Here is a 13,297-nt window from a genome sequence, read left to right on the forward strand (position 1 = left end):
GTGTGGGCGCCCCAGGAGCCTGCGGCGCCTTCTCGTCGCCGGGCAGGATATATTCCGCGCCTTCCCAGGGCGACATGAAGTCGAAGCTGCGGAAATCCTGCGCCAGCTTCACCGGCTCATAGACGACGCGCTTGTCTTCCTCGGAATAGCGCAACTCGACATAGCCGGTCAGCGGGAAGTCCTTGCGCTGCGGATGCCCCTTGAACCCGTAATCGGTCAGGATGCGGCGCAGGTCGGTATTGCCGTCGAACACGACGCCATACATGTCGAACACTTCGCGCTCCAGCCAGCCGGCAACCGGCCAGAGGTGCGTGACGGTCGGCACCGGCATATCCTCGTCGGTCGACACCTTCACGCGGACGCGATGGTTCCGGGTGACGGACAGCAGATGATAGACGACCTCGAACCGTTCGGGACGGTCGGGATAATCGACCCCCGCAATTTCCATCAGCTGCTGATATTCAGCCTGATCGCGAAGCAGCGTCAGCGCCTGCGGCAAGGCGTCGCGCAGAATGATGAAGGTCAGTTCATCGGCATGATCGACGGTCTCGATCAGCATCGAACCGAGAAGCGCTTCGATTTCCTGCGCGATCCCATCGATGGTCGCGATCCGGGGTGCGGAATGGCCCATATTAACGCTCAATCGTCCCGATCCGGCGGATTTTCCGCTGCAACTGCATCACGCCATAGAGCAGCGCTTCGGCAGTCGGCGGACAACCCGGTACATAGATGTCGACCGGCACGATCCGGTCGCAACCGCGCACTACAGAATAGCTGTAGTGATAATAGCCCCCACCATTGGCGCAGGACCCCATGGAAATAACATATTTCGGTTCAGACATCTGATCGTAAACTTTGCGCAACGCGGGAGCCATCTTGTTGCACAGCGTTCCCGCCACGATCATGACGTCGCTCTGGCGCGGCGAGGCGCGTGGCGCAGCGCCGAAACGCTCCATGTCGTAACGCGGCATGTTGACGTGAATCATCTCGACCGCGCAGCAGGCAAGGCCGAACGTCATCCACCACAGCGAACCGGTACGCGCCCAGGTGAAAAGATCCTCCGTCGAGGTTACGAGGAATCCCTTGTCATTCACTTCGCTGTTGAGCGAATTGAAGAAATCCTGGTCGGGCTGCGTTCCCTGCGCGGGCAAGGTGCCGGGCGCCGGGTTATAGAGTTCTACTCCCAATCGAGCGCTCCCTTCTTCCACGCATAGACGAGACCGAGCACCAGCTCCGCTATGAAAATCATCATCGTCGCCCAGCCGGCCCAGCCGATCTGGTCGAGGCTAACCGCCCAGGGAAACAGAAATGCCGCTTCAAGATCAAAGATGATGAAGAGGATCGCCACCAGATAGAAGCGCACGTCATATTGGCTGCGCGGCTCCTCAAAAGCGGGAAAGCCGCATTCATATTCGCTAAGCTTGGCCGGATCCGGCTTATGCGCGCCGGTCAGGCGACCGACCAGCATCGGCAGGAAAACGAACGTGCCGGACAGCAGCAAAGCGATCCCCAAAAAGAGCAGGATCGGCAGATATTGGGCAAGATCGACCAATGGTATCCCCTGGGCGAAAAGGTTGTCGGGGCGCTTTAGGCCTGCTGCATATGCGAAGCAAGGGGCCAAGGCCGTGAGAATGAATCGCAAAAAGGCCAAGTGCTTGAAGCGCTTGGCCTAGCTGCACCTTAGCGCAGGGCGTTTGCCACCAGCTTGTGCAATTTGCTGTGAATGGCGTCATTGCCCGCAATCACCTCTCGGCGATCGATCATCTGCTCGCCACCGCGAAAATCGCTGACGAAACCGCCCGCTTCGCGCACCAGCAGCATGCCGGCCGCCACGTCCCAGGGCTGCAGACCGCTTTCCCAGAAGCCGTCATAGCGGCCCGAAGCCACATGGGCGAGATCGAGCGAGGCCGCGCCAAAGCGGCGGATGCCCGCGATCGACGGCGCAACCGCGCCGAAAATACGGACCCACTGCCCCATGTCGCCATGGCCCATGAACGGAATGCCGGTCGCGATGACGCAATCGGCGAGGTCACGGCGCGCGGAGACGCGCAGCCGCTGGTCATGGCGCCACGCCCCACGATTCTTCTCCGCCCAATAGCTTTCGTCGGTGAAGGGCTGATAGATGAGGCCCGTCGTGATCTCGCGCTTGCCACCATAAAGCGGTTCCTCGACCGCGATCGAGATGGCGAAATGCGGGATGCCGTGCAGGAAATTGGTGGTGCCATCGAGCGGGTCGATGATCCAGCGCGGCTTGGTCGGATCGCCCTCGATCACGCCGCCCTCTTCGAGCAGGAAGCCCCAGTCGGGCCGGGCGCGCTGCAATTCCTCGACCAGCGTCTTTTCCGCCTGTTCGTCGGCCTTCGACACGAAGTCGGCCGGCCCCTTGCGGGATACCTGCAAATGCTCGACCTCGCCGAAGTCGCGGCGCAGCTTGCCGCCCGCCTTGCGTGCGGCGCGTTCCATGACGGTGAGAAGGCCTGAATGGGATGCCATGTTTTCTTCCTTAGCCCCTCCCTTTCAAGGGAGGGGTTGGGGTGGGTGGCGAGCGCAGCGAGCTGGCTCGAACTTGGAGGGTGGCTTAGCCAGCGATTGCTAAACGAGCAATCGCACCCACCCCCAACCCCTCCCTTGAAAGGGAGGGGCGTATCTGGTCGGCTTAGTCCGCGCGCTTTACATATTCGCGGGCGTACACATCGACGACGATGCGGGTGCCGCTGACGATATGCGGAGGGACCATGACGCGGACGCCATTGTCGAGGATCGCGGGCTTGTAACTGGCCGAGGCGGTCTGGCCCTTGACCACGGCGTCGGCTTCCACGACCGTCGCTTCGATGGTGTCTGGCAGTTGCACCGAAATCGGCCGCTCATCATACATTTCGAGCGTCACGGCCATGCCGTCCTGCAGGAAGTCGGCGGCGTCGCCGAGCAATTCCTTGGGCAGGTTAATCTGCTCGTAGGTCTCATTGTCCATGAAGACGAGCATGTCGCCTTCGGCATAGAGATATTGGAAATCCTTGGTATCCAGCCGGATCCGCTCGACGCTTTCGGCGGAGCGGAAGCGGACGTTATTCTTGCGGCCGTCGATGAGGTTCTTCAGCTCCACCTGCATATAGGCGCCGCCCTTACCGGGCTGGGTGTGCTGAATTTTGACAGCGCGCCACAGGCCGCCCTCATATTCGATATTATTGCCGGGACGAATGTCCACGCCGCTGATCTTCATGGGAAGAGCCTGCCTATATGTCCAAGAGTGAAAGAGCCGGCCTCGCGGGAGGCTGGGCGGCCGTTTACAGCGGGACGGCACGAAGGGCAAGGGGGCGCGGGACAGGTCAGGGCGCGGTCAGCAACGGATAGGGATTGATGGGTTTACCGCCATGCCAGGGCGTGGCGGGCATCGCGCGGTGGATGGCGAAATGGAGGTGCGGCGCTGCGGGGTCGGCATTGCCGGTGCTGCCCACGGTCGCGATCCGCTGACCGCGCCGCACCATCTGCCCTTCGCGCAGGCCCGGCGCATAGCGATCAAGATGCGCGTAATAATAGAGTGTGCGGCCGTCGGACGCGCGCTGATACAGGGTGCGCCCGCCCTCCTTGCTCCAGTGGATCTTGTCGATCCGGCCATCGGCGACCGCCAGCACCGCCCTGCCTCGCGCCGCCATGATGTCGATGGCGTCATGCGCGCGGCTGCCAGCGGCGCGGGCCTGGGTGAAGGTGTCGGTCAGCGCCGAAGCGGGTACGCCTTCGACCGGAATCAACAGCGTGCCCGATGCCGACTGGGCGGCAGGGGCTTTGGCATTGGGCAGCGGCGCATCGGCTGGCACGATCTGCACGCAATAGTGCGCGAAGGCTACGCACAGCGCGACCGCCCCCGCGCCCCACAGCCACCGACGCCATTTAAAGGTCGTCGGCATGGCCCTACGCCTGGAATTTGGCCCTGGTCCCCGGCTTGACCATTTGCGCCACCCGCGCGGCATCCCAGTTGGTCAGGCGCACGCAGCCATGGCTTTCGGTCCGGCCGATCGTCTGCGGTTCAGGGGTGCCATGGATGCCGTAATGATCCTTGGACAAATCGATCCACACGACACCGACCGGGCCGTTGGGGCCAGGCTTCAACACCGCCTTCTCGTCCTTCGCCCCGGCATCCCAAAAGAGTGCGGGGTTGTAATGATAGTCGGGATTGCGGGCGACGCCCTTGATCGTCCATTCGCCCAGCGGCAGCGGATCATGCTCTGACCCCATGGTGGCAGGGAATTGCGCGATCAGGCGATTGTCGGCGTCATAGACTTTGAGCAGCCCTTCGGACTTGTCGACGACCAGATGATCGGCCTGCGGCTGATCCTTTGCGACGCCAAGGCTGGCGAGCGTCTCACCCCAGCCGCGTTCATCGCCCTCAATCTGTGCGACGGGCTGGTTCTCGATCGCAGGCACGCGGATGGTGGTGCCCGCACCGACCTTGGTGCCCGGCGGGTTGATCGAGACGAGAAATTCCGGCGTGGTATGGAAACGCTCGGCGAGCTTTTCCAGCAGGTTGCGATAGGTGAGCGCCGGAAGGCTTGCCTTTTCGCTCATATCCTTGGGCATGGTGAAAAACGGGCCGCGCGCGAAATCGGCGGGAATACGCACCAGCCAGGTAGTCGGCCGGGCTTCGCCTTCCAGCAGGGCGATCGCGGTTTTCTGATCATAGTCGCCGGTCACGGGCAGCTTGTTCGCCTCTTGAAAACCGCGCACCGCCGCCTTGAACGACATGCCATCCTTGCCATCCAGCACGCCGGGCGAAAAACCCCAGCGGTCGAGTTGAACCTGCGCCTGGAATATGCGGTCGGCCTGCCAGGCCGTCTGCTCCGGCACGACCTGAAAATCATAAGCCGTGTTGACGGCGGCAGGCGCAGCGGTGCTTCCATTGACCGGCGTGGCGGCATTGGCCGCTGCCGCGCTGTCATTGGCATCGGTGACGGACACGTTGCAGGCGCTGCACAACAGCGCGGTCAGCAACAGCATATGGCGGGGCAGCAGGCGGTGGTGGTTCAAGGCTATTCTCTCCCGAAGTTGGGCGAGAAACGCATGACGGGGCGGAAGGGTGCGTAGCCATGCAAGTAAGGACGCAGAGGCCGAAACCCCTCGCCCGGATTGCGTCGGGCACCGCTGCACTTGCAATAATCTCACGCGCACCCGCTCTTGACCAGCGTTGTCAGCGGGACCATTTCCCGCGCTTCCGCTATTTTGCATTGCAGCATGGAGCTAAGCCATGGGCACCCGCCCCCACCAGGCGCAACCCGCGCTCGTCCTTTTCGCGCTGGCCGTTGGCGCTTTCGCGATCGGGACCACCGAATTTGCGGCGATGAGCCTGCTGCCCTTCTTCGCGCGCGACCTCGGCATCGACGTGCCGACCGCCGGTCATGCGATCAGTGCCTATGCTTTGGGCGTGGTGGCAGGCGCGCCGGTGATTGCCGCTTTTGGTGCCCGCCTGCCGCGTCGCCACTTGCTGATCGGCCTTATGGCGCTGTTCGCGATCGGCAATGGCCTGTCCGCGCTGTCGCCAAGCTACGGCTGGATGCTCGTCTTCCGCTTCCTGAGCGGTGTACCGCATGGGGCCTATTTCGGCGTCGCCGCTTTGGTGGCCGCCAAACTGGTGCCGATCGAAAAGCGGGCGCAGGCGATTGCGCGGGTGATGTCGGGCCTGACCATCGCCACGGTGCTGGGCGTCCCCGTCGCCAACTGGATGGGGCAGGCGCTGGGCTGGCGCTCGGGCTTCTTCGTGGTGACGGCGCTCGCCATCGCGACGATGACGCTGGTGGCGCTCTACGCCCCGCGCGACGCGGGCGACCCCAAGGCGAGCGCCGCGCGCGAACTGACGGCGCTCGCCAAGCCGCAGGTCTGGCTGACGCTGCTGACCGGCGCGATCGGCTTCGGCGGGCTGTTCGCCGTCTATACCTATGTCGCCTCCACCATGATCGAAGTGACCGGCGTATCGGAAGTCTGGGTGCCGGTGATCCTGATGATCTTTGGCGTCGGCATGACGATCGGCAACCTCGTCGCCGCGTGGATGGCCGACCGGGCGCTCAACCGCACCGTCATCCTCGTGCTGTTGTGGAGCGCGGGCGCACTCGCCCTGTTCCCGCTGATGGCGGGCAATATCTGGACGCTTAGCCTCATCATCTTCCTGATCGGCGCGGGTGGCGGATTGGGTACACCGTTGCAGGCGCGGCTGATGGACGTATCGGGCGACGCGCAGACGCTCGCCGCAGCGCTGCACCATAGCGCCTTCAACGTTGCCAATGCGCTTGGTCCCTGGCTCGGCGGCATGGCGATCGCGGCGGGCTATGGCCTGACCTCGACCGGCTGGATCGGTGCCGTGCTGGCACTGGGGGGCCTCGCCGTCTTCCTGCTGTCGATCGCGCTGCAACAGCGCACCGCGCGGATGATCGCGGTTCCGGCCGAATAAGCCGCTTTGCCGCCGCGCTTGTCCCAGATCAGGCTCCCCGATAAGGCAGGCGCATGAGCGATCAGGCAAGAGAAGAGGCGCTGGCCCAGGCCGCATTGGTGGCGCTGCGCGGAGGCGATGCGGCCAAGCACGCGCGACGCTGGCGCAGATGGCCGCGCCGCCGCCAATGCTGCTGGCGCAGGTGTGCAACCGGCTGGGCGATCGGGATGGCGAGGCGGAGGCGCTGCGCACGATCCTGGCGGGCGATCCCCGCAACCTGCCCGCCTTGCTCGCCATGGGCCATAATGCGCAGGCGCGCGGCGATGATCGCGGGGCGATCAGCTGGCGGCGCACCGCGCTGGCGCAGGCGGCCGCGCACGGCGCGCCACCCCAACTGCAACCGCTGCTGCAACAGGCGCAAGATTCCATCGCGCAATCGAGCCAGCGCTTCGAGGATCATCTGACCGCCGCGATCCGCGACCTGCCGCCCCTGCCCCGCATCGCGCTCGCCACCGACCTGCTGCTCGGCAAGCGCGAGATATATCTGCAGCAGCCGAGCATGTTCTATTTCCCCGGCCTGCCCCAGCGCGCCTTCTACGAGCGCGCCGATTTCGACTGGGTCACGCCGATGGAGGCGATAACCGACGCGATCGTCGCCGAGCTGGCGGCGGTGCGCGCGGGCGCGCCGGACTTCGCGCCCTATGTCCAGACATCGAAGGAGCGCCCCGCACCCAACAACAGATTGCGCGACGATCCCAGCTGGGGTGCCTATTATTTCTGGCAGAGCGGCGCGCCGGTGGCAGAGCATGCCGCCCACTGCCCGGCCGTGATGGCCGCGCTCGCCCATGCGCCGATGCCGGTGATCGAAGGGCGATCGCCGATGGCGCTCTGGTCGCTGCTCAAGCCCGGCACCCATATCGCGCCCCATCATGGCCTGCTCAACACGCGGCTCATCTGCCACCTGCCGCTGCTGACGCCCCCTGATTGCGCGCTGCGCGTGGGCGCGGAAACGCGGGCCTGGCGGCAGGGCGAGATGCTGATCTTCGACGACAGCATCGAACATGAAGCCTGGAACCGCAGCGCCGATACCCGCGTCATCCTGTTGTTCGAAGTGTGGCGGCCAGAGATCGCGGTAGAGGAACGGGCGGCGCTGACCTTATTGTTCCAGGCGATCGACCAGTTCGGCCCGGCGCAGATCGACACCGGCGGATAAGCGCAGCCTCTTGCAGTGGCGCGCGTCCGCTGTATGAGCAGCGGCAGGACAAGAGGATGACCGGGCGTAACGCTTGACGGACATGCCATGACTCCTGCCCCCGCCTTCCCTGCCCCCCGCCCGCATAATCTGGCCGAGGATGGCTATGCCATTCTGCTGGGCTGCGCCTTCATCGCCATGGGGCTGATGCTGCTGAAACAGGCCAATCTGGTGACGGGCGGCATGGCCGGGATCGCGCTGCTGCTCTCCTATCTGATCCACTGGTCGCCAGCGACGCTGTTCCTGCTGATCAACATTCCCTTCTTCCTGTTCGCCGGGCGCGCCATGGGGCCAGCCTTTGGACTGAAGACGCTGTTCGCCAACATCGCGATCATGGGGCTGGGCTCAATGATGCCGATGGCGCTGGAACTGGCGCGGGTCAGCCCACTGTTCGCTGCGCTGTTCGGCGGATCGATCATCGGTTTCGGCATCCTCGCCATCGCCCGCCATGGGGCGGGTGTCGGCGGGCTGGGCGTGGTGGCGCTGACCTTGCAGAAGACGCGGGGATGGAATGCGGGCCGTACCCAGATGATCGGCGATGCCATCATCTTGGCGGCGTCGCTACCGCTGTTGAGCGCCGATCGCTTCGCCCTGTCGATCCTGTCGGCAGCGGCGATCAATGCGGTGCTCATCGTCAATCACCGGCCGGGGCGCTATATCGGGCATTGATCCCGCGCGCGGTCAGCTCTTGCAGAGCAGGCCGCCGCCGCGACCCCGCGCGCGCAACGCGGTCGCAGCATCGCCCGCAATCCGGGGGAAGCTCACCCCCTCCAACGTGCCGCGTCCATCGCACAGGCGCGCGCAGGCCATATCGACGACACCCGGCAAAGCCACCTGATCGCCATCATATTGGGCGACGATGATGCAGCGGTCGCCGCCTGCAAAGCGCAGGATCAGCTTGTCGCCCGCGCGCCGCGCGCTTCCCCGGCCCCGGCAGGCCAGTTCCTCGCCGAAATTCGCCTCCAGACCGAAACGCAGCGTCCCCTTGGCTCCGGGAATGACGCAGAGCGCGTCGCGCCCGGCTTCGTGGCGGCGCTGGAAAAGCCCGACAGGGGAAATCTTGGCCGCATCGGTGATGACGCCACTTTCGATCGCGGCGCGCTCCAGGCCGGACACGGGCAGCGGGCCAACCTCTTGCGCCGTATCACGGGAAACGGGCGCAGGCTCGCACGCCGCCAGCATCAGGCACAGGGCAAGGCCGGTTCGCCGCATCGTTGCCCTAATCGACAGCGCTCAGGCCATCCGGCCCGACCCGGCGAAAGAAGCAGGAGCGCGCGCCCGTATGGCAGGTCGGCCCGGCAGGCACCGCCTTCACCCACAGCGCATCCTGATCGCAATCGATGCGGATATCGCGCACCGCCAGCATGTTGCCCGACGTCTCGCCCTTTTTCCACAGCGCCTGGCGACTGCGCGACCAGAAATGCGCCAGGCCCGTCTCGACCGTCAGGGCGAGCGCCTGCGCATTCATATGCGCGACCATCAGCACGTCGCCGCTGTCCACATCGGTCACCACCGCCGTGATCAGGCCATGGTCGTCATATTTGGGATTGAGGGTCAGCCCCTTGTCGCGCGCATCGGTCATGCCGGGGCTATAGGGCGCAAAAGCGATGCTGCGAAGCCCCTTCCCGCCTGCCCGGCGATTATGCAGGGAACGGCCGCGAGAAGGAAAAATGGGGCGATCGAGGGGTCTTGAACCCCCGACCTCCGGTACCACAAACCGGCGCTCTAACCAACTGAGCTACGATCGCCATGGGGCCGTTCGGCCCGCGAGAAGTGGGCACATATGCGGCTCATCCCGCTCCGTCAAGCAGGCAAATGCCGCGATCGCAGCTTTCCGCCGCTTACAGGCCCGCCGCCGCCAACTGCGCGCGCAATTTGCGCAAGGTGGCTTCGGGCACGGTCGCGCGCGCCCGCGCCGCCTTGCCCTTGCGCAACCGTGCGCGATCCTTTTCGGGCGGATCGACCAGCCGCACCCGCACCGGCGCATGCCCCTGCGCCCGCACGCCCAACTGCTCCGCCGCGCCGCGCGACAGGTCGATCACCCGCCCCCGCCCGGAAAAAGGCCCGCGATCATTGACCCGCACCACGATGGTGCGCCCCGTATCCAGCGCCGTCACCTCGACATAGCTGGGCAGCGGCAGGCTGACATGCGCGGCGCTCACCCAGCCGGGGCGAAACCGTTCGCCATTGGCAGTGCGATTGCCCGATTCCGATCCATACCAGCTGGCATAGCCCAGCATGTCATAGCCCGGATCGGCCGCAGGCGTGTAGGTGACGCCACGCACCGTATAGGGCGGGCCGATCTTCACCGGCACATCACGCACCGGGCGATATTGACCGCCACCACAAGCCGACAGAAGCAGCGCCATCGCGCCCGCGCCGCACAGCGCGGCAAATCGTCTCATCCTCATGCCGCCTCCCTAACCCGCCTTGCCGGAGAGGTCGAGCGTCGGCCCCCTCCCCGTCGGGAAGGATCAGGCGTTCAGCATCTCCGCCGTCACCGGCAGGCTGCGAATCCGTTTCCCCGTCGCGGCGTGGATCGCGTTGACGAGGGCCGGAATGACCGGTGGCAAAGCCGGTTCGCCAAGGCCGGTGGGCGGATAGTCGGTCTTCACGAATTCGACGATGATGGCGGGGGTATCGGGGATGCGCTGAAGCGGGTGGGTGTCAAAATTGCCCTGCTCGACGGCACCCGCAACCTGCGTGATCGCCTGCCCCGCAAGCGCCTGCCCCAGCCCCTCGATCACCGACCCCTGCACCTGATGCAGCGCATTGATCGGGTTGATGATCTGGCTGCCGACATCGCCCGCGACCCAGACGGTCTTCACCTTGGGCACGCCATCGGCGATCTCCATGTCCAGCACTTCGGCGAAATAGCCCATATGGCTGTAATAGAAGGCAAAGCCGAGGCCCCGCCCCTTGGGCAGCGCCTTGCGGCCGGACCAGTTCGCCATCGCCACCACCTTCTCGATCACGCCCTTGGCGCGCGTCGTGACGAAGGGCGGCTGGTTGGTGCCGCGCGGCAATTCCTTCGGCTCGGCGAACAGGTCGAGCATCAGGCCGGGCAAATCCTTGCCCGCCGCCTGCGCAACCTCGTCCAGAAAAGCCTGCGTCACGAACCCCAGCGCATTGGAGCCGGGCGCGCGCAGCCAGCCGGTCGGCATGTTGGTGGGCAGGAAACTCTGTTCCAGCAGCACATGATCGATCAGCCCGGCGGGCAGTTCATGCGCGGGCAGATCGCCGCCGCGCAACGCCTTGCCATCCTTGCCGAATGTCACGAAATGGTCGTGAAACGCCGTGAGCCTGCCGCCCTTGTCCAGCGCCGCGCGGAACCCATGCCAACCCGCCGGACGATAGAAATCGCGGCGCATATCGTCTTCGCGGCTGAAGAGCAGCTTGACCGGCACGCCCGGCAACTGCGCAGCGATCTTCGCCACCTGCACCATATAATCGTTCATCAACCGCCGCCCGAAGCCGCCACCGATGCGCGAGAAATTGATGCGGATTTTTTCGGGCGGCAGGTTCAGCGCCTTGGCCACCAGCCCGCGCCCATTTTCCGGGTTCTGCGTCGGCGCCCAGATTTCGATCGCGCCATCCGTGAACAGGGCTGTGCAATTTTGCGGCTCCAGCGTTGCATGGGCGAGGAAGGGATAGCTATAGTCGGCGCTCACGACTTTCGCCGCCGACGCGAAAGCCGCATCCACATCACCCGTCCGCGTGATGTCGGTATCGGCCTTCGCCTTAGCCCGCGCTACAGCCTGCGTGGTATAGTTTTCGGTCGAAAAGCCCGACACCGCGCTGGTGTCCCATTCGACCTTCAGCGTCTCGCGCGCCTTGTTCGCGCTCCACCAGCTGGTCGACAGGATCGCAACGCCATCATAGCCCGATTCCGCCGTGCCATCGCCCTTGATCGGCAGCACATGGGCGATGCCCGGCAGCGCCTTGACCGCGTCCAGATTGGCCGATGTGAAGGTGCCGCCAAAGGCGGGCAGGTTTCCAGCACCGCGTACAGCATGCCCGGCAGCTTGAAATCGATCCCGAACAGGGGCTTACCAGCGACGATCGCGGGGGTATCGACCCCGACGACCGACTGGCCGATGATGCGGAAATTGGCGGGGTCTTTCAGCGTGAGCGTGGCGGGATCGGGCGCAGGCAGCTTCGCCGCCGCGGCCGCCAGCGCCGCATAGGGCACCGACTTGCCCGACTTCGTATCGGTCACTTTGCCGCTACCGGTCGTCAGCGTCTCCGCGCCAACGCCCCATTGTGCCGCCGCCGCCGCAACCAGCATCGCCCGCGCCGCTGCGCCGGCTTGGCGCGTGGGGATCCATTCGCGTGGTGTCGTGCGACTGCCGCCCGCACTCTGGCCACCAAAGATCGCGGCGTCGGCATGGGTCTGTTCGACGCTGACCTGCGCCCAGTCGACGTCCAGTTCCTCGGCGATCATCATCGGCAGCATCGTTTTCGCGCCCTGGCCAACCTCCGCATTTTTCGCGCCGATGATGACGCGATTGTCGGGCAGGATGCGGATGAAGGCGTTGAGGATGACCGGCGTTCCGTCCGCCGCCTGCGCCACTGGCACAGCCAAGTCGAACAGCAAGCCGCCGCCTGCGAGCAGCGAGGCGGAGATGAAGCCCCGGCGGGAGAGGATCGCGGCGCTCATGCGACCGCTGCCTTGATCGCGGCGCGGATGCGGACATAGGTGGAGCAGCGGCACAGATTGCCCATCATCGCCGCATCGATCTCCTCGTCGCTGGGCTTGGGCGTCTGGCTGAGCAGCGCGGTTGCGCTCATGATCTGCCCGGCCTGGCAATAGCCGCATTGTGGCACGTCCTGCGCGATCCAGCTATCGGCGATGCGCTTGCCCACTGCGCTTTTCGCTACGCCTTCAATCGTGGTGATCTTCGCCCCCTGCACATCGCCCAGCGGCGTCTGGCACGATCGCACGGCATTGCCATCGACATGGACGGTGCAAGCGCCGCACAGCCCCGCGCCGCATCCGAACTTGGTTCCCACCATGTCCAGATCCTCGCGCAGCACCCATAGCAGCGGCTTGGCAGGGTCGCCCTCCACCTGCCGCGCCACGCCGTTCACCGTCAGACTGATCGCCATGCCGTCATTCCCTCTCATACCCCGCCCAAAATGCCCGATCGACGCGCCCTGTCCAGCGCGATCATGACGCCAGCGCCACAATTTTTGGGTCCGCATCCTGCCCGGCCGCCGCGTCGGCCTCCCCATGCGCCAACAGGGCTTCGAGCTGGGCGCGCCCGTCGATCGTCCCGCGCGCCAGCAGTCGCCCGCTCGCATCGATCAGCGCGGCGCTAGGCCGGGTGCCGATACGGAAATCCGCGCCGACCTGCGCATTGAGGATGATGTCGGTGTCGCGGATGCGATGCTGGCGCAGCATGTCGGCATAATCCTCCGCCCGCCCTTCGCCCAGGAACAACAGCCGCAACTGCGTGCGGTTCGTCAATGCCAGCGCGTCGCGCACGGCGGAGCGGCTGGCGGCGCAGCCGGGCGCAATGAACAACAGCAATTGCGCGCGCCCGTCCGCACTCGGCCCACCGATGGTCAGCATATCGCCCGCCAGCGTCGGCGCGCTGACCACCGGCGCGGCGCGGCCCGGCACGGCG

At 65.3% G+C, this 13,297-nt stretch carries 15 protein-coding genes, 1 tRNA gene and 1 pseudogene; 3 read left to right on the forward strand and 14 right to left on the reverse strand.

Features of this window, described 5'->3' with window-relative positions:
* From BF95_RS22695 to BF95_RS22725, 7 genes are all read right to left on the reverse strand, one after another.
* Positions 1-631: NADH-quinone oxidoreductase subunit C (locus tag BF95_RS22695; RefSeq protein ID WP_043154724.1), on the reverse strand; the 631-nt coding region annotated here is incomplete at its 3' end.
* Position 632: 1 nt separating this feature from the next.
* Entirely contained in the window at positions 633-1,187 is a 555-nt protein-coding gene (locus tag BF95_RS22700) for a NuoB/complex I 20 kDa subunit family protein (RefSeq protein ID WP_043154727.1), read from the reverse strand.
* Positions 1,178-1,552, reverse strand: coding sequence for an NADH-quinone oxidoreductase subunit A (gene ndhC / locus BF95_RS22705; RefSeq protein WP_037473947.1), 375 nt, complete (start codon positions 1,550-1,552; stop codon positions 1,178-1,180). The genes BF95_RS22700 and ndhC overlap by 10 nt, the downstream gene beginning before the upstream one ends.
* A 128-nt stretch (positions 1,553-1,680) precedes the next feature.
* Positions 1,681-2,493, reverse strand: a complete 813-nt coding sequence (locus tag BF95_RS22710) for an inositol monophosphatase family protein (RefSeq protein ID WP_043154728.1) — start codon at positions 2,491-2,493, stop codon at positions 1,681-1,683.
* Positions 2,494-2,656: 163 nt separating this feature from the next.
* Positions 2,657-3,220 (reverse strand): elongation factor P, encoded by a 564-nt coding sequence (gene efp / locus BF95_RS22715; protein ID WP_043154731.1) that lies wholly within the window; start codon positions 3,218-3,220, stop codon positions 2,657-2,659.
* 106 nt (positions 3,221-3,326) lie between these two features.
* Complete coding sequence (locus BF95_RS22720) at positions 3,327-3,905, reverse strand: M23 family metallopeptidase (RefSeq protein WP_043154732.1); 579 nt, start codon at positions 3,903-3,905, stop codon at positions 3,327-3,329.
* Positions 3,906-3,909: 4 nt separating this feature from the next.
* On the reverse strand, positions 3,910-4,992 hold the full coding sequence (locus BF95_RS22725) for a L,D-transpeptidase family protein (RefSeq protein ID WP_043154734.1): 1,083 nt from the start codon (positions 4,990-4,992) through the stop codon (positions 3,910-3,912).
* Between the two features lie 247 nt (positions 4,993-5,239).
* On the opposite strand from BF95_RS22725, the gene BF95_RS22730 reads away from it, so the two are divergent.
* From BF95_RS22730 to BF95_RS22740, 3 genes are all read left to right on the forward strand, one after another.
* Complete coding sequence (locus tag BF95_RS22730) at positions 5,240-6,436, forward strand: MFS transporter (RefSeq protein WP_043154737.1); 1,197 nt, start codon at positions 5,240-5,242, stop codon at positions 6,434-6,436.
* Positions 6,437-6,584: 148 nt separating this feature from the next.
* A complete protein-coding gene (locus BF95_RS22735) occupies positions 6,585-7,628 on the forward strand; it encodes an aspartyl/asparaginyl beta-hydroxylase domain-containing protein (RefSeq protein WP_235209953.1) in 1,044 nt (347 codons plus the stop codon).
* A gap of 87 nt (positions 7,629-7,715) precedes the next feature.
* Positions 7,716-8,336 carry a YitT family protein gene (locus BF95_RS22740; protein WP_043154739.1) on the forward strand — a complete coding sequence of 207 codons (621 nt, stop codon included), beginning with the start codon at positions 7,716-7,718 and terminating at the stop codon, positions 8,334-8,336.
* 12 nt (positions 8,337-8,348) lie between these two features.
* Here the strand turns inward: BF95_RS22740 and BF95_RS22745 are convergent, their stop codons facing one another.
* From BF95_RS22745 to BF95_RS27980, 7 genes and pseudogenes are all read right to left on the reverse strand, one after another.
* The gene (locus tag BF95_RS22745) at positions 8,349-8,879 is read right to left on the reverse strand and encodes a hypothetical protein (RefSeq protein WP_043154741.1); all 531 of its coding nucleotides are present in this window, start codon (positions 8,877-8,879) and stop codon (positions 8,349-8,351) included.
* A 7-nt stretch (positions 8,880-8,886) separates the two neighbouring features.
* Positions 8,887-9,249: a phosphoribosyl-AMP cyclohydrolase gene (hisI, locus tag BF95_RS22750; protein WP_043154743.1), complete on the reverse strand. Its 363-nt coding sequence runs from the start codon at positions 9,247-9,249 to the stop codon at positions 8,887-8,889.
* Positions 9,250-9,338: 89 nt separating this feature from the next.
* Positions 9,339-9,415: transfer RNA gene (locus tag BF95_RS22755), tRNA-His, on the reverse strand.
* 93 nt (positions 9,416-9,508) lie between these two features.
* A complete protein-coding gene (locus BF95_RS22760; protein WP_443018417.1) occupies positions 9,509-10,072 on the reverse strand; it encodes a septal ring lytic transglycosylase RlpA family protein in 564 nt (187 codons plus the stop codon).
* 69 nt (positions 10,073-10,141) lie between these two features.
* Positions 10,142-12,327, reverse strand: a pseudogene (locus BF95_RS22765) (molybdopterin cofactor-binding domain-containing protein).
* Positions 12,324-12,776: a (2Fe-2S)-binding protein gene (locus tag BF95_RS22770; RefSeq protein ID WP_043154747.1), complete on the reverse strand. Its 453-nt coding sequence runs from the start codon at positions 12,774-12,776 to the stop codon at positions 12,324-12,326. Before BF95_RS22770 ends, BF95_RS22765 begins: the two are co-directional and overlap by 4 nt.
* Positions 12,777-12,837: 61 nt before the next feature.
* A partial coding sequence (locus BF95_RS27980; protein ID WP_161774398.1) for a methylamine utilization protein MauD occupies positions 12,838-13,297 on the reverse strand: 460 nt, incomplete at its 5' end.

This window comes from Sphingobium sp. Ant17, assembly GCF_000588875.1.
Taxonomy (GTDB): Bacteria; Pseudomonadota; Alphaproteobacteria; order Sphingomonadales; family Sphingomonadaceae; genus Sphingobium.